The organism is Nesterenkonia sp. AY15, assembly GCF_022565855.1.
In the GTDB taxonomy this organism is placed as follows: Bacteria; Actinomycetota; Actinomycetes; order Actinomycetales; family Micrococcaceae; genus Nesterenkonia.
Genome location: NZ_JAJOYV010000008.1, coordinates 30,752 through 52,467, shown reverse-complemented (window position 1 = coordinate 52,467; position 21,716 = coordinate 30,752). Strand labels below are relative to the sequence as shown.

Here is a 21,716-nt window from a genome sequence, read left to right as displayed (position 1 = left end):
GATCTGCTGGTGCACTTCTTCTGCACAGGTGTCCTGGCCGTTCCTCCTGTCGAACCGACGCGTGTCAGACGTTCGGCCTAGACTGACCACCACGCGACGGGATGGGGACTCATGGACACCGACGTCATAGTCATCGGCGCAGGACTCGCCGGGCTGCAGTGCGCCCGCCGCCTGCAGCGCAACGGACACCGGGTCACAGTGCTCGAAGCCGGGGACGCCGTCGGAGGACGGGTGCGCACCGACCTGATCGAGGGCTTTCGCTGCGACCGCGGGTTCCAGGTGCTGAACCCGGCCTACCCTGCCGTGCAGGATTGGATCGACATCGGTTCGCTCGGCCTTCAAGCATTCGGGGTCGGCGCCGTGATCCGCACCTCCACGACCACCGCCACGCTGGCCCATCCGCTGCGGCACCCGCAGCATGCCCTGTCCACGCTGCGGAGCAGGCACACCCCGCCCTCAGACCTGCTCGCCTTCGCCCGCTGGATCGCCCCGACCCTGCGACAGTCCGCCACCGGGCCGCGTCCCGCGCAGGATCAGACGCTGCACGACTCCTTCGAGGAGGCCGGCCTCACCGGACGGCTGCGACGGGACGTGCTCGACACGTTCCTGGCCGGCGTCCTCGCCGACAGCACCGGGGAGAGCTCGGCGAACTATGTTCGCCTGCTGGTCCGCTACTTCGCCCTCGGCGCCCCCGGGCTGCCCCGCGGAGGGATGCAGGCGCTCCCCGAACAGATGGAGACCTGGCTTCACGAACCGGTGCGGCTGAACACGTCCGCCCGGGACCTGCGGCACAGCGGCGACGGCGTCCAGGTCAGCACCGACGCCGGGCCGCTGCGCGCCCGGGCCGCCGTCGTCGCCGTCGGACCGCAGGACATCCACGAGCTCACCGGCCAGCCGGCGCTGCCCACCCATGGTCTGACCACCTGGTGGTTCCGCGCCCCGGAGCTGCCCCAGCCCGGACCCTTCCTGATGCTCGACGCCAGCCGGCGCGGCGGAGGCCCCGCCGGTCCGATCTGGAACACCGCTGTGGTCTCGCAGGCCGCTCCTTCCTACGCCCCGGAGGGTCAGCACCTGATCCAGGCGACCACGCTGCTGGACCGTCCCGACGGCCTCGCCGAGGAGGCCGCCGTGCGCCGGGATCTGGAGCGGCTCTACCAGGGATCCACCGCAGACTGGGAGCTGCTCACCCATCACCTCGTGGAGCACACGCTCCCGGTCCAACACCCGCCCCTGCTTCAGGCCCGTCCCCAGCAGCTGGGGGATCGCGTGCTCATCGCCGGTGATCACCGCGACCATGGCTCGATCCAGGGGGCGCTGGTCTCCGGCGACCAGGCCGCGCAGTCGCTGACCAGACTGCTCGCCGGCTGAGCCCATGACGAGTCCTCCCGTGCTTCGTCTGGTGCTGCCCCACCAGCTCTTCAAGGAGCACCTCGACGTCGACCCTGACACGGTGTTCGTGCTGATCGAACATGACCTGCTGTTCCGGCAGTACTCCTTCCACGCTCAGAAGCTGGTCCTGCACCGCGCCTCGATGGACCAGTTCGCGCGGCGCCTGCGGGCCCGCGGTCACCAGGTGTCGGTGCTGCGCAGCCAGGCCGACCGCAGCTCCCACGCACAGCTGGTGGAGCTGATCCAGAAACTGGCCCCGGCACGGGTGACCGTCTACGACGTGGTCGATGACTGGCTGGAGCAGGATCTGCGCGCCGCGCTCGATGAGGGCGGATGCTGGCTGCGTGAGCAGGATGTGCTGGAGACGCCGAACTTCCTGACCAGCCGCGCGCAGGTCGATGACTGGTTCGGGTCCCACGGTGCCCGGATGCACGAGTTCTACGTCTGGCAGCGCCGCCGGTTCAAGCTCCTGCTCGACGCCGACGGGGAACCTGTCGGTGGGAAATGGTCCTTCGATGCGGAGAACCGCAAGAAGCTGCCGCGCGGGTACACGCCGCCCACGGTGGGGCGCTTCGCGAGTCATCCGATCCTGCAGCGGGACGGAATGTTCGATCTCGACGCGCTGAGGCGCGATGATGACAGCGGCAAAAGTTCTGAAAGTACTGAACGTACAGTCAGTGCCGAAACAGTCCAAGGGTCTGGCACTTCAGCCGATGACGACGGCGCGGCCGACGACGTCCAGCGGGCCATCGCCTGGGTGCGCGACGAGTTCCCCGACGCCCCGGGGGATCCCGCGCTGTTCGCCTGGCCCGTCAGCGCGGAGGAGGCGCGCGAGCATCTCCGCGAGTTCGTCCGGGAGCGTCTGAACGACTTCGGCCCCTATGAGGATGCGATCTCAGCGGAGCACCCATTCATCGCTCATGGGCTGCTGACCCCGGCGCTGAACATCGGACTGTTGGATCCCCGTGAGGTGGTGCAGACGGTTCTCGAGGCTGCCGACGAGTCCACCCCGCTGGCCTCCGTGGAGGGATTCATCCGTCAGGTCATCGGCTGGCGGGAGTACATGCGCGCCACCTATCGCACCCGGGGGCGTCAGCTGCGCAGCGCCAATCGGCTGGAGCACCACAACACATTGGGAACGGGCTGGTGGGATGCCAGCACCGGCCTGGCCCCGGTGGACCTGGTGATCTCCCGCGTCCTGGCGACCGGGTATGCCCACCACATCGAACGCCTGATGGTGCTGGGCAATGCCATGTCGCTGCTGCGGATCCACCCGGACGCGGTCTACGAGTGGTTCATGGAGCTCTTCATCGACGCCTACGACTGGGTGATGGTGCCCAACGTCTATGCCATGAGCCAGTTCGCGGCGGGAGAGGCGATCACCACCAAGCCCTATGTCTCTGGCAGCAACTACCTGCGCAAGATGTCGGACCTGCCCAAGGGGGACTGGGCACAGGAGTGGGACGGGCTCTACTGGACGTTCATCAGGGACCATCGCGAGATCTTCGAAGCTAACCCGCGCGCCCGCATGGTGGTCTCGCTGCTGGACAAGATGGACCAGGAGAAGCGACGCGCCCATCACGAGCGTGCTCAGCACCTGCTGGAACCCGGGCAGCCCAGCAGGCTGCTCCAACAGCCAGGGTGATGCCGATTCAGCTGCCGTCTGGAGCGGCCCCGCCGCGCTGCGTCCCTTCACGCTTCAGGGCTGCACTCCAGCTGCCGTAGGTGTTGCGGATGCTCGGGCCAGAGGGAAGATCGGTGCGCCCACGCTGCTGCTGGGCCTTCCGCCAGTCCACGTAGCTCTGATAGCTGGTGGTGAAACCCTCCCTGGCTCCTTGGCCGGTGAAGTCCCGCAGCGCCGCGCCGAACTGAGCTGGAGTGAACCGGGCCGTGCCGAAACCGGAGGGCCGCGCTCGGCTCGAAGGGGCCAGCCCGACATTTTTCAGCGCCGCGCTCCAGGACCCATCGGCACGCTTGAGGATCGTGCTCGCGCCGATGGGCCAGACGTTCCGGCCCCTGTTCGGCGCTGCCGACTGGGCGGCGAGGAGATGACTGCGCAGCTCCTCGTACTTCTTCGCCGAAAGGCTCAGCGACGGGTCGCCGGCCACTGCGTCGCGACCTGCCCGCACGGCGTCGAGCACCTCATTGACGCTGTCCCCCGCACCCTGGTCCTGCAACATGCGAGTGACGGTGTCACGCAGATCATCGGCGAGTGCGGGGGACTGGCTGCTCGGAATGCGCCCCACCCCGATCGCATAGAACAGGCTGGCCGTGATGGCGCTCTGGCTCACTGGTGATGCGGCCATACGGTTCACCCTCCACGTTGCTGTTGATCTGCGGACTCCGGACGCTGCGGGATCAGGCGCAGCTGCCATGCGCGGAGTCTATAGGCTGGCCCGATGGTCGAATCAGAGGCGCTCAGCTGGGGCTGCTCGGGTCGGGCGCGGTGCTGCTGATCATGCAGATCCTCAGCATCGTGCTGGTGCTGGTGTCATTGGGCCCCGTGAACCTGCTGCTGTGAAGCGAATCGGTGCTGCACCCCTGAACACGCCCTGGAAGGTTCACTTTGTGGACCCCCTGAGCGCCCGGTAGGTTGCGAGAATGCATCTTTCCCGTCGCACTTTGATAACAGCCGCCGCCGCTGGGGCCACCGCCGCCGGAGTCACGGTCGCCTCGGCACTGCCCGCCTCGGCGGCTCCGGGACGGTTCCGCACTCGGCCGCGCCCGCGCATGCGGCGCCAGCCCACCGACTATGACCGCACGCGGAAGCGGCAGAACCCTTCGAACAACCTCGGCTGCCCGCTGGGGAGGGGATTCTGATCGCCTCCCCGCAGGTCGGCTCCAGGAGCGCTCTGGGAAGCACTGACACCGCGGACCGCTGCTGGGCCTGGGTCGGGGAAAGCAGCGGCGAGTCTGTGACGATCCTCGGCGAATGGTTCTCCGCCAGCGCCCGCACCACCGAACAGCTTCCGGCCCTGCTCGCCGGAGCGCAGCTCGAGCTCTCCGCGCAGGACGCGGACACGCTCACCGCCGTCTCACACGATATGGAGAACTGACCCGTGAAACAGAACGTGATCTGGAAGACCTCCCCGAACTCCACCGTGGGTCGGGGCGGGACCGCCGTGGACCGCATCGTCATCCACTACATCGTGGGAAACCTGGCTGCCTGTGACGCCACCTTCCTGAACCCCAACTCCCAGGTCAGTGCGCACTACGGGATCGGCGAGGGGCGCATCCACCAGTACGTCAGCGTGCACAACACCGCCTGGCACTCCGGGAACTGGGCCTTCAATCAGCGCAGCATCGGGATCGAGCACTCCGCGGACCCCGAGCGCGCGCCCACCACGCAGACGCTGAACATGTCGATCCAACGCTGTGTGACGCTGTGCCGGCAGTTCAACCTGAATCCGCGCACCGCCATCGTCCCGCACGAGTCTGTGGTCCCCACCGCCTGCCCGGGCACCGTGGACTGGGAGTACATCCGGGACCGCACCGCCGCCCTGATCTGAGCGGTGCGGGTGGGCTACAGCCAGTCCTCCCCGGCGTTCACCGACTCCCGATTCAGCAAGGCCAGATTCGCTGACTCTCGAGCCGACGCATCCCGATTCAGAGCTCCCGGATCGGACGCACCCTGGTCGAAGGGTCCCTCACTGACGGCGCCCGGATGGCTGACATTGTGGGTGGCGTGCAGCGCGGCGGCGATCACGTCGCGGGGGTCACCGGCGTGACGGAAGGCCTCCCTCTGGTGGTACGCACCGGTCCCGTTGCGCAGAATCTCGCTGATCAGCGCATCCACCTGGCGGTCCTCTCCGTACTCCGAGAGCACCGGTGCGACGGTGTCGAGCAGGTGGGTCACCACTTCCCCGGCCGGAGCTGGCATCGCGGTGAAGGGATCCACCAGCAGAGACTCGATTCCGCAGCGACTGGCCCGCCAGGTCCACGCCCGCAGCACTGCGGTATCCACCGGCAGCGGGGGAACACCGGCGCGCCAATCTCGCGCAGCAGTCTCCACCAGGGCGCGAGTCAGGGTGGCGATCACCGCGGCGTGGCTGGCGAACAGGCAGACATCGGGGACCCGCACCTCCACCGTGGAATGACGTTCGCAGATTCGGGCGTCGAAATAGATCATGCCGTCATCCAGCGGCACCCGGGAGCGCAGCAGGGATTCGCGCTGCCGGTCGTAGGCGTCGATGGACTCGAAGAGATCGGGTGGCCCGGTGTTCGGCCAGCGGCCCCAGGTCTGATAGCGGTAGCTATGGAATGCGGTGTCGCTGTCGTCCCAGAAAGGGGAGTTGCTGCTGAGCGCCAGCAGCGTGGGCAGCCAGACCCGGATCCGGTCCAGCACCGCCACAGCCTCCGCCCGGGAGTGCACCTGCACATGGACGTGCATCCCACCGGTCAGTTGCTGCAGTGCCGTGATGCCCGCCCATCCAGCCATCTGCTGAAACCTCTGGTGCGGGACCAGGTGTGGAGTCACTGCCCCGGGAGCGGTGGCGAGGGCCACCACACGGCCTCCGACGTCGGCGGCACAGGAGTCCGCCCAGGCGCGGCCCGAGCGGATCGTCGCCAGCTGTTGACTCAACGTGGTCTGCGGCGGGTGGACCACCTCAAGCTGTTCCTGCTGCAGCTCTGAGGCCAGTTCATGCCCGGTCTCGGTCCGGACGCCGTGCCGCTCCGCGACCTGCCACCCCAGCGGCAGGAGCTCCAGCTCAGAGTCGTCCACCAGCAGCAGCTCTTCTTCAACGCCAAAGGTTCGCACGGACAGGTCCCTCACCCTCGAGAGTCATTCGGGTACGGCGACGAGACCGGCGGACAGTCACACCCCCGTGCTGACCGCGCCGGTCTTCGCCCCCGCTGATGAGGCGAGCGTACCTGCGAACCTCAACTCGCAGAAGAGTCGAAAGTACTATGGGAAGGTGGTCCTCGCTAAGGCGCAGGTCAGACCCATTCAGCGGCAGAAACCTGCCACTTTTCAGGCGTCAGTCTCGGCGTGCGCACCTTGCGGCATGCCCGCCAGAAGAGGCGAGGATCATCCCGTGAAGGTATCCGGGTGACCGCCGCGGCGGCCGTCCTCGCCCTTGTCCAGCGTTGCGATGGCGGTCATGTCCTGATCGCTGAGCTCAAAGCTGTGGATGTCCATGTTCGTCGCGATCCGCTCTGCGGAATTGCTCTTCGGGATCGCGACGACGCCGCGCTGCAGGTGCCAGCGCAGCATCACCTGGGCCGCAGTCACCCCGAGCCGCTGCGCGATCTGGGTGAGCACCGGATCACCGAACTGATCCGTGCGGGCCAACGGGCTCCAGGCCTGCACCACGATTCCGCGCTCCTGGCAGAAGCGGCGGGCGTCGTCGTTGGGGAAGTAGGGGTGCATCTCGATCTGGTTCACCGCCGGGGCCACACCGGAGGCTTCGATGAGGCGCTCCAGCTGGGCGGGCTGGAAGTTCGAGACGCCGACGGCGCGGGCTCGGCCGTCCTCGGCGAGCTCTAACATGGCCTTCCATGTGTCCACATAGTCGATGTCCAGCATCGGCATCGGCCAGTGCATGAGGAACAGGTCCACATAGTCGAAGCCCAGCGTCACCAGCGACTCCGTGAACGTCTCCCGGACGGCGGTGGGCGCGTGATTCCCGTTGTTCAGCTTCGTGGTGAGAAAGACCGCGGCTCGGTCGACCCCGGAGCGCCTGACCGCCTCGCCGACCTCCGCCTCATTGCCATACATCTGCGCCGTGTCCAACAGCCGGTAGCCGGCATGCAGGGCGGACACCATCGCTTCGGTGGTGGCCTTGCCGGTGCCGAAGCCGATCTCTGGCATCTGAGTTCCTGAGTTGAGCTCGATCATGCGGCGATCCTACGCTCTCAGCACGCTGCGGAGGTGGCGCTGGCCTGCACCGAGCCGGGTGAGATGAAGCCCAGAACCGCGGCGAAGCCGGTGAGCACTGCCAGCTGCCCGGGGTCGGATTCCGACTCTGGGACACCCGGCGCAGTGCGTGAACGACTTCTCCTGGAGAGTTCACGGTGCCCCGCTCAGCCGAGGCCGTCCCGGAGCGGCTGGTGGCATCGCTGAGGTCGGTCGTGGCCTCGCCCGCGCCCTCGGACTGGAGCTGAGCGTGGCCGGCAGGGATCTGCAGCGGCGCGGAATAGAAACCGCTCACCGGGGGGTTGCCATGACCATGCGTGCAATGAGCTATTCCAAATACGGCGACCCCCAGACCCTCGAACTGACCGAACTTCCGCTGCCCAAGGTGGCGCCCGGAGCCGTCCTGATCAAGATCGAACGCGCCTCGGTGAACCCGGTGGACTGGAAGCTCATGTCCGGCGGGCTGGATCAGCTCATCGACGTCGTCTTCCCGGTGATCCCCGGCTGGGACGTCTCCGGGGTCATCGAGACCACCGGCCCCGACGTGCCGGAGTTCACCGCCGGTGACCGCGTCGCCGCCTACGCCCGCAAGGACTTCACCCACGGGGGGACCTACGCCGAGTACGTCTCGGTGCCTGCCGCCTCCGTGGCACGGGTCCCCGACGGGGTGGACTTCGACTCCGCCGCTGGACTGCCGCTCGCCGGCCTCACCGCGCTGCGCTCGCTGGAGACCCTCGAGATCACCGCCGAGGACACGCTGCTGATCCATGCCGCCTCCGGCGGGGTGGGCCACCTGGCCGCTCAGCTTGCAGTCGAGCGCGGGGCCACCGTGCTGGGCACCGCGTCGGAGCACAACCACGCGAAGCTGCGCGAACTCGGCGTGACACCGCTGACCTATGGCGAAGGCCTGGCCGACCGGGTCCGCGAAGCCGCGCCCCAGGGCGTCACCGCTGTGGCCGACTTCGTCGGGGAGGTCCTTGACGACACGCTGGCAGTGCTGGCCGACGGTGGCCGGCACATCTCCGTGGCCGACCCCTCCGTCGAGGAGCACGGCGGCCACTGGATCTGGGTCCGCCCTGATGGAGACCGGCTGCGCTCGCTGCTGGAGAAGGTCGCCGCAGACAACCTGCGCGTGGCCGTGGATCGCGTCTTCCCGCTGGCAGAATCCGCCGCGGCCATGGAGGCCAACCAGTCGGGATCCAACGGCAAGATCCTCATCGATACCACCCGTTGAAGCGCCGACGGTCGGCACCGCGCCTCACGCGTCGTGCCGACCACCAGCCAGCGGGTCTAGCCTGACCACGCGAGGTCTCATCCCAGGGGGAGAGGGCCAACCGGTTCTTCTGTGAGACCAGCTCTGGTCGAAAACCACAGAGAAGAGTTGCGATGAATGACATCCATATTCCAGGCGCGCCACAGGCCGAACCTCCCACGGAGGGCCAGCCGGTCGAGCCGCGCGAGCCGCTTCCGCCCAAGCAGGACCAGCGCGCGGCAGCACCGGTCAGCCCCACGGGCGCCGAAGTGCCGGGCAGTGACACGGGACGCGTGCAGCAGGGCAGGTACCTGACCACCGCGCAGGGAGCCCGCGTCCGCGACACCGACCACTCATTGAAGGCCGGCAGCCGGGGACCGACTCTGTTGCAGGACCACCACCTGCGCGAGAAGATCATGCACTTCGATCACGAGCGGATCCCGGAGCGCGTGGTCCACGCCCGCGGCGCCGCCGCGCACGGCGTCTTCGAGTCCTACGGCACCGCCGGTCACCTGACCTCAGCGAAGTTTCTGGCGGAGAAGGCCACGACCGAAGTGTTCACCCGCTTCTCCACCGTGCTGGGCAGCCGAGGCTCCGCTGACACGGTGCGTGACACCCGTGGCTTCTCCACGAAGTTCTACACCGACGAGGGCAACTATGACCTCGTGGGCAACAACATCCCGGTGTTCTTCATCCAGGACGGGATCAAGTTCCCGGACATCATCCACGCCGGCAAGCCCCACCCGGACCGGGAGATCCCACAGGCGCAGAGCGCGCACGACACCTTCTGGGACTTCGTCTCGCTGCACACCGAGGCGCAGCACCACACCATCTGGAACATGTCCGACCGCGGCATTCCGCGCTCGCTGCGCATGATGGAAGGCTTCGGCGTCCACACCTTCCGGCTGATCAACGCCGCGGGCGAATCTTCGCTGGTGAAGTTCCACTGGAAGCCCAAGCTGGGCGTGCACTCCATCACCTGGGAGGAAGCGCTGATGACCAACGGCGTGGACCCGGACTTCCACCGCCGGGACCTCGCCGACGCCATCGAGGCCGGCGCCTTCCCGGAATGGGAGCTCGGCGTGCAGGTCTTCCCCGACACCGAGGATCAGATGTTCGAAGGCATCGACCTGTTGGACCCCACCAAGTTCATCCCCGAGGAGCTCGCCGAGGTGCAGATGCTCGGCAAGATGACCCTGAACAAGAACCCGCAGAACTACTTCGCGGAGACCGAACAGGTGGCCTTCCACCCGGGACACCTGGTCCCCGGCATCGAGGTCACCAATGACCCGCTGCTGCAGGCCCGGCTGTTCTCCTACCTGGACACCCAGATCACCCGCCTGGGCGGCCCGAACTTCGCGCAGATTCCGATCAACCGGCCCCGCGCGGCGGTCAATGACATGCTCCGCGACGGCTTCCACCAGAGCGCCGACCACGCCGGAGTGGCCCCATACCACCCGAACTCCTTCGACGGCGGCAACCCATACCCGGTCAAGGACATCTCGGCCGAGTCCGGCGTGCCCAGCGCGCTGATCGACTTCCCGGAACCCGTGGCGGCCAGCGTGAAGGTGCGGGAGAACCCGCAGAGCTTCGATGACCACTACACCCAGGTCACGATGTTCTACCGCAGCCTCACCCGCACCGAGCAGCTGCACGTGATCCAGGCGTACACCTTCGAGCTGGCCAAGTGCTCCGAGCCTAGGATCAAGGAGCGCCAGCTGCAGCAGCTGACCCACATCGACGCGGACCTCGCCGCCGGAGTGGCCGAGGGCCTCGGCCTTCCGGTGCCCGAGCCGCTCCAGACTCCGGTCGAGCCAGAGGTGCTCAGCCCCACGCTGTCCCAGATCGGCGGCACCTGGCCGATCGAAGGTCGGCTGGTCGGCGTGGTGGTCGATGAGTCCAGCGACATCGACGCGATCCAGAAGATCCGCAGGGCCATCGATGCCCAGGACATGGTCCCGCTGGTGGTCGCCCCCACCGGTGCGCCGCTGTCCGACGGCACCCCGGCCCAGCGGACCTACCTCACCGCACGGTCCATCGAGTTCGATGCGATCGTCTTCCTCACCGCGACCGCCGCCGGCGCCGCCGGGGCCAGCCCGGACACCGACCACAAGCTCGGTGACCCCACCGGTGACCCGCAGGTCGATCTGCGGCTGACGCTGATGGCCGCCGAGGCCTATCGCCACGGCAAGGCAGTGGTGTTCCCCGCGGGCACCCCGTTGCTGGCCGCCAGCGGCGTCTCCCCCACGGCGCCCGGCGTCCTGGTGGGCACACCCGAGAAGCTCACGGACGAGCTCTTCACGCTCATGGGCGCCCACCGCGCCTGGGAGCGCTTCGCCTGATCCCAGCTGGTCGTCCTCAGCGACGGCTGCGCTGCATCAGCCTTTCGGCCCCTCCGTGAGACGTCACCGACCTCTCGCGAAGGGGCCGATCTGTCGTGCCCACCACTGGTGGAACTCCGCGATGTGGTGCTCGCTGGGGACCAGCGCCCCGCCGTCGTCGTAGGCCTTCGAGGACATCGACGGCTGGGTCTGCTCGCAGGCCTCGAAGTCCTGGAGGTTGACCCGGTGGAAGAGCTCCACCGACCGGGAGACGTCCAGCTGCTTCTCCACGACCTCGGGCAGGAACAGCCAGTCGCATTCCACGATGGTCTTCGCCGCTGACACCGGGTACATCCGGTGGAAGATCACGTGATCGGGCACGGTGTTGATGAACACCTGCGGGCGCACGGTGATCGCATAGTACTTGCGGTCCTGGGCTTCTGCGATGGCCGGCAGCGCCGCGACGCCGGCGGAGCCGTCCACGGTGAAGCCCTCGACCTGCGCGCCGAAGGAGGCGCCGTGGATCTCGTCCTTGGCCTGGGAGGCCCAGCCCTGCGCGAACTCCGGGATGACCTCGGTGAGCTCGGGGTGGATGGTGGCGCAGTGGTAGCACTCCATGAAGTTCTCGATGATCAGCTTCCAGTTCGCCGCGACCTCGTAGCGCCGGGTCTGCCCGACCCGAAGCTTCTCGATGCCGTAGTTCTCCAAGCTCTGGACCTCTCCGAAGCGCGTGGAGACCTCCGTCATCACGGTCTCCTCGAACGACGGCGGGGCTGAGCTCCCCGCCGCAGGGCTCACACAGAGCCAGATGTAGCCCAGCCATTCGCGCACGTGGACGGTCTTGAGCCCATGTTCTCCGCGATCGACATCGGGCATCGAGGTCAGGTTCGGGGCGGCGACGAGTTCGCCCTCCAGGGCATAGGTCCAGGCGTGATAGCCGCACTGCAGGGTCTTGGACCTGCCCTCCGCGGTGGTGCAGACCCGCATGCCGCGGTGTCGGCAGACGTTCAGATACGCCTTGATCCCGGCCTTGCGGGTGCGCACCACGATGATCTCCTCCCGGCCCACCGTGACCGTGCGCCACTGTCCGGGGCTTGCCAGGCTGTCTGCGCGGAGCACGGCGTTCCACATCTTCTCGAAGATCTCGGCCTGCTCACGAATGAAGATCTCCGGGTCGGTATAGGCGACCCCGGCGGGGGTCGGTTTCAACGAGGTGCCGGTCAGCGGGGTGTCGAGCTGGTCGATGATCATCGGTTCGTCCTTCGTGAGGGGCTCAGCAGGTCGGGGGTCCACCAGGTCAGGAGGGCCCAGCGGATTCAAGAAGATGCGGGAAGCCTCAGGCAGCCAGGACGGCCGGGCGGATGCGGCGGGACTTGCGCCAGCGCACCACCTCGCGCAGCCGGTTCATGCCCAGGATCCCGATCTCGGTGCCTCCGCGCAGGTAGCTCACCAGCAGGTCGTTTCCTTCGATGCTTCCAGCCAGCACCTGGACCTCGTCGGCGAGCGCGAGCATGCCGGCGGCCTGGATGGTCACGTGATGCTGGTCTGACCAGAGGTAGGGCTCCTGCATGGGGGAGGGGGACCCGCCGAGCAGCGCGGCGGCCAGCGCCTGAGCCTGATCCACGGTCTCCTGCCAGTGCCCCACTGGACGCAGCCCGGTGCGCTGGGCCGACCACAGTGCGCAGTCTCCTGCGGTCCAGACCCCCGGGATCCCGGTGAATCCGGTGTCGTCGGCGAGCACCGCCTGAGTGCCGGGATCCAGGGCGAGGGCGCTGCGACTCAGCCACTCGGTGGCTGGACTCGCGCCGATCGCGCTGATCACGACGTCGGCCGGGATCCCTCGGCCGTCACTGAGCGTGACCACCTGATCCGCCTGCGGATCACCGGGTGCCCGAGTCACGCCCAGCGCGCGGGCAGCGCCGGTGAAGCGCACGCCGTGCTGCTCATGCAGACTGTGCAGCGCGCGCGCCACCGGCCGACCCAGTCGGCGCAGCCCGGGCAGATCCTCACCGGCGATGACCGTCACGCTGCCGGCCCCGCGAGTGGTGCACGTGGCGGCGGTCTCCAGCGCCAGGAAGCCTCCTCCGATCACCGCAACCCGGGCGCCGGCCAGTGGAGCTGCGCGCAGTGCGGCGGCGTCCTCCACGCTGCGGATCGCATGACCGCCCAGGCGCCGCGCCTCGGCGCCGGTGGCGATCACCACCGCGTCGCCGAGGTAGAAGGTGCCCGAGGCGGTCTGCACCCCCAGCGGCTCCGTGGAGAGCGCGGTCACCGCATCGGATCTGACCCAGCGCGCATCCAGCGGATCGGAGGGGTCATCGAGGTAGAGATCGCACAGATCCGTGGTTCCGCACAGAAAGGCCTTGCTCAGTGCCGGGCGGTCATAGGCCGGATGGGCCTCCGCGCCGAGGATCGTGATCGGACCGGCGTGACCCTGGGCGCGCACCTGGCGCGCCGTGTGATAGCCGGCGAGGCCGGCGCCGATGATGAGCAGGTGACCTTCTTCAGCGAGACTCATGCGACCTCCACCCCCGGAGGCAGCTTCGGCGCCGCCGTGGAGAGCTCCACCAGGACCTCCCCGTCACGGACGGTGACCTGATGGGCCCGCACTCCACGCTTGGCGGGCGGCTGGTCCACCTCTCCGGTGGTCAGCGAGAAGGTGCTCTCATGCAGCGGGCACTCCACGCGGCAGTCCTCCACCCAGCCCGCCGCCAGCGAGGCGTCCTGATGGGTGCAGGTGTCATCCAGGGCGTGGACGGTGCCCTCCTCGGTGAGGAACACGGCGATCGGTGGACTCACGCTGGTGACTCGCAGGCCTTCGCCGGGAACCAGGTCATCGATGGAACAGGCTCGGAAACTCAATTGCCTTCACCGCCACTCAAGGATATTGTTGCATATAGTGCAACAACGTTCGTGATGCACAACAAAAGTATGCAAGGTCGCCCCGAGGGTGCGTCAAGGGTTTGGCCGAAATTGAAGACGAATTCATCGGAGCGAAACGAAGTCCGAACAACACGACATCAGGCCGACAGGAGTCAGGGGTGCTCACATGAGTGAAGTTCAGTCCGTGGATCGCGCGGCGCAAATCCTGCAGCTGCTCAGTGTCGAATCCCCGCTCAGCGTCAGTGAGATCTCCCGGCGCCTGCAGGTCCACCGGTCCACCGCCTCCCGGCTGATGGCGACGCTGGAGTCCCATGACCTGGTCGAGCAGGAGGGTCAGCGCGGAGCGTACCGGCTCGGGTTCGGGCTGCTCCGCCTGGCCAGCGCGGTGAGCGCCCGGGTGGACCTCTCCCGCGATGCCCAGGTGTGCTGCGACGCCGCTGCGGCTTCGCTGAACGAGACGGTCAACGTTGCGATCCTCGACGCCGGGTATGCGGTGACCATCACACAGACGGTGGGACAGCGGATGGTCGGCGTGGCCCGGCAGTACGTGGGTCAGCGCGCTCCGCTGCATGCCACCTCCACCGGCAAGGTGCTGCTGGCGCATTCCCCGGCCAGCGAGCAGGACCGGGTCCTCGGCGGAGCGTTGGAGGCATTCACCGCCTCCACCATCACTGCGACCGAGGTGCTGGCCGCCGAGCTGACCGCGGTGCGCCAGCGGGGCTGGGCCTCTGCGGTGGCGGAGTGGGAAGAGGGCATCAACGCCTTGGCGGTGCCGGTCCGCGGACCGCAGGGTGGAGTGGTGGCGGCGTTCTCCACCACGGCACCGGCGTTCAGGCTGCCGGAGTCTGCCTTCGTCGAGCATGTGGCGATGCTGCGCGATGCCGCCGGGGAGCTCGAGCATCGACTGGGCTTCCTTCCTCATCCGAACCACCCCTGACGGCACGGCTCCGTTGTGGGGGACGCGTCCCCGGCGGATCAATTCTGACCGACCCCTTGTCCGGGCCTCGAGGTATCCCTAGGCTGGTGCGTAATACACCATAGTGTTGCGAACTAAGCAACAGTAGGTGGCGGCTGAGGGAGCAGGGACATGGCGCAGCACTCCAGGGGTCCGCGCGTGGTGATCGTGGGCCTCGGCGTCGTCGGCGCGGCGGTGGCTGATGAACTGGTGCTGCGCGGCTGGACCGACGTCACCGTGGTGGAGCAGGGGCCCCTGTTCGAGACCGGCGGCTCGAGTTCACATGCTCCTGGCTTCGTCTTCCAGACCTCCCCGAACCGCGCGATGACGCAGCTGGCTCAGCGCACGCTGAGGAAGCTCGACGGCTTGAGCGTGAACGGGGAGTGGGTCTCCAAGCGGGTGGGCGGCATCGAGCTCGCCACCACCGAGGAGCGGCTGCGCGAGCTGCGCCGCCGACAGGGCTTCGCGCAGTCCTGGGGCGTGCCGGCCCAGCTGATCCCACCGGAGCAGATCGCCGCGCTCTGGCCCGGGCTGGACACCACCGGACTGCTCGGCGGGCTGCACACCCCGACCGACGCCGTGGTGAAGGGTGTGCGCGCGGTGGAGTTCCAGGCCCGGCGAGCCGAGGCCGGGGGAGCCACGCTGCTGCCCTGGACCCGGGTCTCTGCGGTGAACACCTCAGGCTCACAGGTGACCGGAGTCCAGATCTGTCCCGTCGATGTCGAGGGATCCGGCGTCGACACGAGCGAGACCCTGCCCGCCGACGTCGTCCTGCTCTGCGCCGGACTCTGGGGACCGGGGATGGCGCGCGATCAGCTGGGGCTGGAGCTGCCGATGCTGCCCGTGGAGCACGGATTCGGGTTCAGCCTGCCCGTCTCCACCGGGGTCGACGCGGCCACCGAGGTCGTGAAGCCGATGCTGCGGCATCAGGACTGCGCGATGTACCTGCGCGAGTGGGGGGATCGGATCGCCGTGGGCGCCTATGAGCATCGACCGCTGCCGGTGACCCCGGATCAGATCGCCGCCGCGGAGGACTTCGCGCGCACCGGGATCCACCCGGCCGTGCACCCCTTCACCGCCGAGGACTTCGCCCCCACCTGGGCCGAGGCGCAGCGCCTGCTGCCCCAGCTGGCCAGGGGCGGGGAGGGTGCGGCGGGACTGGACGCCGCGCGCAGCTTCAACGGGATCTTCTCCTTCACCCCCGACGGCGGTCCCCTGCTGGGGCCCGTGCCGGGCACCGCCGGGCTGTGGATGGCCCAATCGGTCTGGGTCACCCAGTCGGCCGGCGTCGGTGAGGTGATGGCGGACTGGATGACCACCGGAGACCCCGGCATCGACACCCACGGTCTGGACCTGGGTCGCTTCGACCCCGCGGTGGTCTCCTCCCGCTGGGCCCAGGAGCAGGGCGAGGAGTCCTACGACGAGGTCTACGACATCATCCACCCCAAGGCCACCACCCTGCGGATGCGCGGGCTGCGCACCTCGGCCTTCCACCCGCGGCAGCAGGAGCTCGGCGCGGTCTTCGAATCCGCAGCCGGCTGGGAGCGGCCGCTGTGGTTCGAGTCCAACCAGGGACTGGGCGAGGCGCGGCTCGGCGACCAGCCGCTCCCGGATCGAGACGCCTGGTCGGGCAGGCACTGGAGCCCGATCGCGGCCCGCGAGGCCCGGCACCTGCGCGAACACGTGGGGCTGGTGGACATGTCCTCGCTGTCGCGACTGCAGCTGCACAGCACAGGCCACAGCACCGCCGTCGGCACTCAACCCTGCACCGCCGTCGGCACTCAACCCTGCACCGCCGTCGATGCCGACGCTGATCCAGAAGGGCACGGCGCCACCGCCTTCCTGCTGGACCTGCACGCCCGCGGGCTGCTCAGCCGGCGCCCGAGCAGGACCGTGGGCGGCATCGTCTATGCGTTGCTGCTCGATGAGCGAGGACGTGTGCTCTCCGACATCACCCTGGCCCGGACCGGGCCGCAGAGCTATCACCTGGGCATCAACGGCCCCCTGGACACCGCCTGGCTCCGCGCCCGGATCGCGGAGCATCAGCCGGCCGCAGGGGAGACCCTGCAGCTCACCGATGCCGGCACCGGCGCCTGCGGCCTGGGCCTGTGGGGACCACAGGCGCGCACCGTGCTGCAGAAGCTCGTCGCGGAGGACCTCTCCGATGAGGACTTCAAGTTCTACCGTGCCCGGCAGCTGCGGGTGGCAGGGGTTCCGGTGCTCGCCCTGCGGCTGAGCTACGTCGGGGAGCTCGGCTGGGAGCTCTACGCCCCGGCGGAGTTCGGCAGGTTCCTCTGGGACGCGCTGATGGACGCCGGCCAGGCGCAGCAGATCCGCCCCGTGGGGCGGCGCGCGTTCGAGAGCCTGCGGCTGGAGAAGGGCTTCCGACTCTGGGGAACCGACATGACCCGGGAGCACACCCCCGTCGAGGCCGGGGTGGACTTCGCCGTCACCGGGGAGGCGGCGAAGAAGCTCGCCGCGCTCGGGGCTGATGTGCCGCGGCGCCGTCTGCAGTGTCTGGTGCTGGAAGACCCGGCGCAGGTGCTCCTCGGGCACGAACCGGTCTTCGCCCCCGGCGGGACCGACCCGCTGGGCTATGTCACCAGCGCGGATCAGGGCTATACGGTGGGAGAGTCCATCGCCTACGCCTGGCTGGAGGGTTCGGCCCAGGGTGCGGCACGCAGCATCGGAGATCCGGTGGAGATCGCCTGTTTCGGGGAACGGCTGCCGGCCGTCGTCGCCGCGGAGCCGCGCTTCGATCCGGGCAGCACCAGGATGAGGGGATGAGCATGCAGGGTTCAGCCGACTATGACGTGATCGTGATCGGACTGGGATCCATGGGCGGTGCCGCGGCGAACGCGCTCGCCGAACGGGGCGCCCGGGTGCTGGGACTGGAGACCTACCAGCCGGGGCACGACCAGGGGTCCGCCCACGGCGGGACTCGGATCATCCGACAGTCCTATTTCGAGGACTCCGCCTATGTGCCGCTGCTCTTCAGCTCCTATGCCGGATTCCGCAAGCTGGAAGAGGAGTCCGGACGCGACCTGATGCAGCTCTGCGGGGGCATCTACATCGGGCACCCGGAATCCAAGACCTTCGCCGGCTCGCATGCGGCAGCCCTGGAACACGGGCTCGACCATGAGGTGCTCACCGCCGCCCAGATCCGCGAACGCTTCCCGACCATGGACCCCCACGACGAGGCCATGGGCCTCTATGAGGCCAACGCCGGCTATGTGCGACCAGAAGAGACGGTCCGCGCCAACGCCGAGGTCGCCGCACGCAAGGGCGCCGAGCTGCACTTCGAAGAACCGGTCCGCTGGTGGTCCGCCGACGGAGAGGGCGTCACCGTGCGCACCAGCGCGGGCAGCTACCGGGCCGCGCGGCTGGTGATCACCCCCGGCGCCTGGGCGCCAGAGCTGCTCGCCGGGATGCGGCTTCCGCTGAGCGTGGAGCGGATGGTCTTCCACTGGTTCGCCCCCGACTTCGACGCCGTCCCCTACCCCGCCTGGAGCGAGGAACAGCATCCGGTCTACGTGGAGCAGACGTATGAGAACCTGCAGATCTACGGGTTCCCGATGACCGACGGACCCGACGGGGGCTTCAAGCTCGGCTTCTTCCGTGAAGGCATCCCCACCACTGCGAACACCATCGATCGCAGCATCTACCCGGCCGAGAACGTGCGCATGCAGGCCCGCGCGCGGGAGCTGTTCCCGCACCTGAGCGGGGATGTGGTCCAGGCCAAGACCTGCCTGTACACGGTGACCCCGGACGAGCACTTCGTCATCGGCCTGCATCCTGAGCATCCCCAGGTCTCGGTGGCCTGCGGCTTCTCCGGCCACGGCTTCAAATTCGTGCCGGTGGTCGGAGAGATCCTGGCTGATCTGGCGCTGGACGGGCACACCGCGCACCCCATCGGGCTCTTCGACCCGCAGCGCAGTAGTCTGCAGGGATGAGGACCATCGAACTGCCCGCCGCCGGACGCTCCACCTCCCAGCTGGTGCTGGGACTGATGCGGATCGCGGACAAGACCGACCAACAGGTCCGGGAGCTCTATGACCGTGCCCGAGCGGCCGGGGTGGACTTCCTCGATCATGCCGACATCTATGGGGAGACCCCGCACCAGTGCGAACGCCGTTTCGCCGAGGCGGTCAAGCTCACCAGCGCCGAACGCGACGAGGTGCTGATCCAGTCCAAGGTCGGCATCGTCAAGGACGGCCCCTTCTACGACTTCTCCTATGAGCACATCATCACCGAGGTGGAGGAATCGCTGCGGTCGCTGCAGACCGATCACCTCGACCTCCTGCTCCTGCACCGGCCCGACCCCCTGGTCGAGCCCGCCGAGGTGGCCCGGGCCTTCGACGAGCTCCAGTCCGCCGGGAAGGTGCGCCACTTCGGAGTCTCCAACCACACGGTGGGACAGATCGAGCTGCTCCGCACCGCGGTGACCCAGCCGCTGGTGGTCAACCAGATTCAGCTCTCCCTGGTCCACGCCCCGATCCTCACCGAGGGCGCCCAGGCCAACACCCTGGGCCAGACCGGCGCGGTCACCCCGGCCGGGGCCGAGATCGTCGAGTACTGCCGCCGGCACGCGATCACGCTCCAGGCATGGTCGCCGTTTCAATCACCCAGCGGGGTGTTCCTGGACAACCCGGACTACCCCGAGCTCAACACTGTGCTGGAGCGGCTGGCGCAGCAGCACGGGGTCACTCCGACCGGGATCGCCACAGCCTGGTTGACCCGGCACCCCGCCGACATCCAGGTGGTGCTCGGCACCACCCAGGGCAGCCGGGTGGAAGAGGCCGCCGCTGGGTCCGAGATCAGGCTTTCGCGCCGGGAGTGGTACGAGCTGCTGGTCGCGGCCGGGCACCGGCTTCCCTGAGGGCTGGAACCTCTGAGCTTCATCAGCTTCTGAGGACACCGTGTCTCTGCCCGACGCGGGGCGCGGCTCAGGCGCGGTAGCGTCCGGGGCGATGGTTCAGCGCCAGCACCAGGTTCAGCAGCACCGCGCCCAGCGCGGAGTAGAGCACATTCAGCGGGGCGACGACGGTCAGCGCCAGCAGGATGACCACCACGTCCAGGCTCATCTGCACGTATCCGGCGCGCAGACCCAGCCGCTCCTGCGCCACGAGGGCCACGATGTTGAACCCGCCCAGGCTCGCCCCGTGGCGGAAGATCGCGAGCAGCCCCATGCCGATCACGATATTGCCCGCCGGCACCCCGTAGAGCGGGTTGAGCTCGGGCAGGGCCAGCATCGGTCCGTGCAGCAGCGCGTAGCCCGAGACGATCGCGACGGCGGCAACGGTCTTGAGCGTGAAGGTCCAGCCCTTCTTCCAGATGGCCAGCGCGAAGAAGGGCACATTCACCAGCAGGAAGAGCCAGGAGAAGTTCAACGGGGTCGCGTAGGTCAGCAGCAGCGCAAGCCCTGCGGTGCCCCCGGTGACCGCCTCGGACTGCTGGAGCACATAGAGGCCCAGGGACGCGAGGAAGGTGCCGATCAGCACGCCGAAGACGTCTTCGGCGGGTGAATGCGGGATGGTTCTCTCCTCTGGCCAGGGAGGAACGTTCTGGGATCCGGACATGAGCGTCAGCCTATAGCGGGTCAACCCCGGTTCAGCGCGGAACAACGGGCTAAGTGAGCACCGTCACGGCGGCCGGGTGGTTGCGTATGGCATCCATCTGTAGGCGCCGCGCAGCATCGGCGGCGTAAGCTGGAGCTCCAAGACTTCAACGGCGAATCGAGGACATCCCCATGGATCCTGTGACACCTGCGCATGCGGCCCAGTACGGCGAGAACGGCGCAGAGGATCTCTCTTATGATCCCGAGTTCTGCGGACGTGTGGTCTGCGCGCGCGACGTCATCCGCGCGCTGCCCATGGTGGTCTTCGAGTTCCTCGCGGACCCCGCGCTGCAGGTAGAGTTCGACGGCAATGACAACCTCGCGAAGGCCGAGGCCGGCCAGCGGGTGCGCGGCGTCGGCGATGTCTTCCGCATGGAGCTCACCAACGGCAAGGTGCGGGAGAACCACGTGGTGGAGTTCCTCGAAGGGCAGCTCATCGCCTGGAAGCCCTCCACCCTGGGTGAGGCGCCAGCCGGTCATCTCTGGCGCTGGTCGCTGGCGGCCACCGAGGACGGTGGCACCGAGGTCACCCACACCTATGACTGGTCCCAGCTGCATGACGAGCAGCGGCTTGCCCGTGCCAGGTCCACGAGCTCCGCGACTCTGGCCCGATCTGTTGCGCGCCTGAAGACCGTGGTGGAGACCTCCGCCTAAGCTTGGGCTCCATGGAGAGCCAGACCGTCACGCAGTTCACCGAGACCGCCACGCAGTTCAGCAAGACCGTGGTCGCCGCCGCCCTGATGCGTCAGCGGCCCGGTCACGACGTCGAGCTCTTCATCGCCCGCAGAACCGCCCCGGAGCCCGTGGCGGGCATGTGGGAGTTTCCCGGCGGCAAGCTCGAGCCCGGTGAGACGCTGCACCAGGGGCTGCACCGCGAGCTGAGCGAGGAGCTCGGCGTCGCCGTGGCTCTGCATGCGGAAGTCATCGGCAATGGGCACGGCGCCTACTTCGCCGAGGCCGGCTGGTGGCTGAAGGATACGACGGCGATGCGGCTCTTCCGCGGGGAGGTCCTCGCCGGTGAGCCGTTCCCACTTCAAGACCATGACCGTGTGGACTGGGTCCCGGTCACCGCGCGGCTGCTGGACTACCCGTGGATTCCGGCGGACCGACCGATCGTGGAACAGATCATCAGGGACCGAGACTCCTGAGCAAAAACGTATGACGGGCGTCTGAGCAGGACCTTCGCCGCATCTCGCGTGGGGAGATGCGCGCAGAGGCAGTGAGGAGGGCCCCTGCGCGCATCGCGCTTCCCATCGCGCAAGGCCATTAGAACACCTATTCTACGGCCCGGCAAGCGTCCAGGTTGAAACGTCGAAGTTCTGTTCTATCGACGCTTTCTGTGAGAAATCTGTCAGAACGCAGGTTCGATGCGAACGCGCTGTCCCGAGTTCCGGCCGGCACCCCGACCGGTGTCTCGGGCGCCGTTCCAGACGGTGTTCCAA

21 protein-coding genes are annotated in these 21,716 nt (G+C 68.1%); 14 read left to right on the top strand and 7 right to left on the bottom strand.

The window, feature by feature from the left end:
- Positions 1–111: 111 nt before the first annotated feature.
- The gene (locus LSI54_RS11370; RefSeq protein ID WP_241478415.1) at positions 112–1,368 is read left to right on the top strand and encodes a flavin monoamine oxidase family protein; all 1,257 of its coding nucleotides are present in this window, start codon (positions 112–114) and stop codon (positions 1,366–1,368) included.
- Between the two features lie 4 nt (positions 1,369–1,372).
- Positions 1,373–3,034 carry a cryptochrome/photolyase family protein gene (locus tag LSI54_RS11365; protein WP_241466237.1) on the top strand — a complete coding sequence of 554 codons (1,662 nt, stop codon included), beginning with the start codon at positions 1,373–1,375 and terminating at the stop codon, positions 3,032–3,034.
- 7 nt (positions 3,035–3,041) lie between these two features.
- Here LSI54_RS11365 and LSI54_RS11360 read toward each other — a convergent pair whose 3' ends face one another.
- On the bottom strand, positions 3,042–3,695 hold the full coding sequence (locus LSI54_RS11360) for a hypothetical protein (RefSeq protein ID WP_241466239.1): 654 nt from the start codon (positions 3,693–3,695) through the stop codon (positions 3,042–3,044).
- On the opposite strand from LSI54_RS11360, the gene LSI54_RS11355 reads away from it, so the two are divergent.
- The 4 genes from LSI54_RS11355 (at position 3,683) to LSI54_RS11340 (ending at position 4,898) form a co-directional block, all read left to right on the top strand.
- Entirely contained in the window at positions 3,683–3,910 is a 228-nt protein-coding gene (locus tag LSI54_RS11355; protein WP_241478414.1) for a hypothetical protein, read from the top strand. The two genes, LSI54_RS11360 and LSI54_RS11355, sit on opposite strands and share 13 nt — an antisense overlap.
- 80 nt (positions 3,911–3,990) lie before the next feature.
- On the top strand, positions 3,991–4,209 hold the full coding sequence (locus LSI54_RS11350; RefSeq protein WP_241466243.1) for a hypothetical protein: 219 nt from the start codon (positions 3,991–3,993) through the stop codon (positions 4,207–4,209).
- A 95-nt stretch (positions 4,210–4,304) separates the two neighbouring features.
- On the top strand, positions 4,305–4,445 hold the full coding sequence (locus tag LSI54_RS11345; RefSeq protein WP_241466245.1) for a hypothetical protein: 141 nt from the start codon (positions 4,305–4,307) through the stop codon (positions 4,443–4,445).
- Positions 4,446–4,448: 3 nt separating this feature from the next.
- On the top strand, positions 4,449–4,898 hold the full coding sequence (locus LSI54_RS11340) for an N-acetylmuramoyl-L-alanine amidase (protein ID WP_241466247.1): 450 nt from the start codon (positions 4,449–4,451) through the stop codon (positions 4,896–4,898).
- Positions 4,899–4,912: 14 nt separating this feature from the next.
- On the opposite strand, the gene LSI54_RS11335 is transcribed toward LSI54_RS11340, so the two are convergent.
- Positions 4,913–6,148 (bottom strand): glutamate--cysteine ligase, encoded by a 1,236-nt coding sequence (locus LSI54_RS11335; RefSeq protein ID WP_241466249.1) that lies wholly within the window; start codon positions 6,146–6,148, stop codon positions 4,913–4,915.
- A 270-nt stretch (positions 6,149–6,418) separates the two neighbouring features.
- Positions 6,419–7,228 (bottom strand): aldo/keto reductase, encoded by an 810-nt coding sequence (locus LSI54_RS11330; RefSeq protein WP_241471119.1) that lies wholly within the window; start codon positions 7,226–7,228, stop codon positions 6,419–6,421.
- A 340-nt stretch (positions 7,229–7,568) separates the two neighbouring features.
- On the opposite strand from LSI54_RS11330, the gene LSI54_RS11325 reads away from it, so the two are divergent.
- Together LSI54_RS11325 and LSI54_RS11320 are read left to right on the top strand one after the other, a co-directional pair.
- Positions 7,569–8,480: an NADP-dependent oxidoreductase gene (locus LSI54_RS11325; RefSeq protein WP_342357761.1), complete on the top strand. Its 912-nt coding sequence runs from the start codon at positions 7,569–7,571 to the stop codon at positions 8,478–8,480.
- 152 nt (positions 8,481–8,632) lie between these two features.
- Complete coding sequence (locus LSI54_RS11320; RefSeq protein ID WP_241478413.1) at positions 8,633–10,840, top strand: catalase; 2,208 nt, start codon at positions 8,633–8,635, stop codon at positions 10,838–10,840.
- Between the two features lie 63 nt (positions 10,841–10,903).
- Here the strand turns inward: LSI54_RS11320 and LSI54_RS11315 are convergent, their stop codons facing one another.
- From LSI54_RS11315 to LSI54_RS11305, 3 genes are all read right to left on the bottom strand, one after another.
- Positions 10,904–12,070, bottom strand: a complete 1,167-nt coding sequence (locus LSI54_RS11315; protein ID WP_241478412.1) for an aromatic ring-hydroxylating oxygenase subunit alpha — start codon at positions 12,068–12,070, stop codon at positions 10,904–10,906.
- Between the two features lie 85 nt (positions 12,071–12,155).
- Positions 12,156–13,337: an NAD(P)/FAD-dependent oxidoreductase gene (locus LSI54_RS11310; RefSeq protein WP_241466258.1), complete on the bottom strand. Its 1,182-nt coding sequence runs from the start codon at positions 13,335–13,337 to the stop codon at positions 12,156–12,158.
- The gene (locus LSI54_RS11305; RefSeq protein WP_241466260.1) at positions 13,334–13,681 is read right to left on the bottom strand and encodes a bifunctional 3-phenylpropionate/cinnamic acid dioxygenase ferredoxin subunit; all 348 of its coding nucleotides are present in this window, start codon (positions 13,679–13,681) and stop codon (positions 13,334–13,336) included. The genes LSI54_RS11310 and LSI54_RS11305 overlap by 4 nt, the downstream gene beginning before the upstream one ends.
- A 187-nt stretch (positions 13,682–13,868) precedes the next feature.
- Between LSI54_RS11305 and LSI54_RS11300 the strand changes: the two genes are divergently transcribed.
- The 4 genes from LSI54_RS11300 to LSI54_RS11285 all read left to right on the top strand — a co-directional run bounded on the left by LSI54_RS11300 (position 13,869) and on the right by LSI54_RS11285 (position 19,536).
- Complete coding sequence (locus tag LSI54_RS11300; RefSeq protein ID WP_241466265.1) at positions 13,869–14,639, top strand: IclR family transcriptional regulator; 771 nt, start codon at positions 13,869–13,871, stop codon at positions 14,637–14,639.
- A 150-nt stretch (positions 14,640–14,789) separates the two neighbouring features.
- Positions 14,790–17,444 (top strand): GcvT family protein, encoded by a 2,655-nt coding sequence (locus LSI54_RS11295; RefSeq protein ID WP_241478411.1) that lies wholly within the window; start codon positions 14,790–14,792, stop codon positions 17,442–17,444.
- Positions 17,441–18,610, top strand: coding sequence for an N-methyl-L-tryptophan oxidase (gene solA, locus LSI54_RS11290; protein ID WP_241478410.1), 1,170 nt, complete (start codon positions 17,441–17,443; stop codon positions 18,608–18,610). Before LSI54_RS11295 ends, solA begins: the two co-directional genes overlap by 4 nt.
- Positions 18,607–19,536, top strand: coding sequence for an aldo/keto reductase (locus tag LSI54_RS11285; RefSeq protein WP_241478409.1), 930 nt, complete (start codon positions 18,607–18,609; stop codon positions 19,534–19,536). Before solA ends, LSI54_RS11285 begins: the two co-directional genes overlap by 4 nt.
- Positions 19,537–19,603: 67 nt before the next feature.
- Here the strand turns inward: LSI54_RS11285 and LSI54_RS11280 are convergent, their stop codons facing one another.
- Positions 19,604–20,236: a YitT family protein gene (locus LSI54_RS11280; protein ID WP_241466269.1), complete on the bottom strand. Its 633-nt coding sequence runs from the start codon at positions 20,234–20,236 to the stop codon at positions 19,604–19,606.
- 170 nt (positions 20,237–20,406) lie between these two features.
- On the opposite strand from LSI54_RS11280, the gene LSI54_RS11275 reads away from it, so the two are divergent.
- Positions 20,407–20,928: a polyketide cyclase gene (locus tag LSI54_RS11275; RefSeq protein ID WP_370642760.1), complete on the top strand. Its 522-nt coding sequence runs from the start codon at positions 20,407–20,409 to the stop codon at positions 20,926–20,928.
- Positions 20,929–20,939: 11 nt separating this feature from the next.
- Positions 20,940–21,422: a (deoxy)nucleoside triphosphate pyrophosphohydrolase gene (locus tag LSI54_RS11270; RefSeq protein ID WP_241466270.1), complete on the top strand. Its 483-nt coding sequence runs from the start codon at positions 20,940–20,942 to the stop codon at positions 21,420–21,422.
- The last annotated feature ends 294 nt before the right edge of the window (positions 21,423–21,716 follow it).

Excerpts from the sequence above, each read along its gene's own strand:
- LSI54_RS11370 (WP_241478415.1), top strand. The coding sequence starts at position 112 with ATGGACACCGACGTCATAGTCATCGGCGCAGGACTCGCCGGGCTGCAG.
- LSI54_RS11365 (WP_241466237.1), top strand. The coding sequence starts at position 1,373 with ATGACGAGTCCTCCCGTGCTTCGTCTGGTGCTGCCCCACCAGCTCTTC.
- LSI54_RS11360 (WP_241466239.1), bottom strand. The coding sequence starts at position 3,695 with ATGGCCGCATCACCAGTGAGCCAGAGCGCCATCACGGCCAGCCTGTTC.
- LSI54_RS11350 (WP_241466243.1), top strand. The coding sequence starts at position 3,991 with ATGCATCTTTCCCGTCGCACTTTGATAACAGCCGCCGCCGCTGGGGCC.
- LSI54_RS11330 (WP_241471119.1), bottom strand. The coding sequence starts at position 7,228 with ATGATCGAGCTCAACTCAGGAACTCAGATGCCAGAGATCGGCTTCGGC.
- LSI54_RS11325 (WP_342357761.1), top strand. The coding sequence starts at position 7,569 with ATGAGCTATTCCAAATACGGCGACCCCCAGACCCTCGAACTGACCGAA.
- LSI54_RS11320 (WP_241478413.1), top strand. The coding sequence starts at position 8,633 with ATGAATGACATCCATATTCCAGGCGCGCCACAGGCCGAACCTCCCACG.
- LSI54_RS11315 (WP_241478412.1), bottom strand. The coding sequence starts at position 12,070 with ATGATCATCGACCAGCTCGACACCCCGCTGACCGGCACCTCGTTGAAA.
- LSI54_RS11310 (WP_241466258.1), bottom strand. The coding sequence starts at position 13,337 with ATGAGTCTCGCTGAAGAAGGTCACCTGCTCATCATCGGCGCCGGCCTC.
- LSI54_RS11300 (WP_241466265.1), top strand. The coding sequence starts at position 13,869 with ATGAGTGAAGTTCAGTCCGTGGATCGCGCGGCGCAAATCCTGCAGCTG.
- LSI54_RS11295 (WP_241478411.1), top strand. The coding sequence starts at position 14,790 with ATGGCGCAGCACTCCAGGGGTCCGCGCGTGGTGATCGTGGGCCTCGGC.
- solA (WP_241478410.1), top strand. The coding sequence starts at position 17,441 with ATGAGCATGCAGGGTTCAGCCGACTATGACGTGATCGTGATCGGACTG.
- LSI54_RS11285 (WP_241478409.1), top strand. The coding sequence starts at position 18,607 with ATGAGGACCATCGAACTGCCCGCCGCCGGACGCTCCACCTCCCAGCTG.
- LSI54_RS11280 (WP_241466269.1), bottom strand. The coding sequence starts at position 20,236 with ATGTCCGGATCCCAGAACGTTCCTCCCTGGCCAGAGGAGAGAACCATC.
- LSI54_RS11275 (WP_370642760.1), top strand. The coding sequence starts at position 20,407 with ATGGATCCTGTGACACCTGCGCATGCGGCCCAGTACGGCGAGAACGGC.
- LSI54_RS11270 (WP_241466270.1), top strand. The coding sequence starts at position 20,940 with ATGGAGAGCCAGACCGTCACGCAGTTCACCGAGACCGCCACGCAGTTC.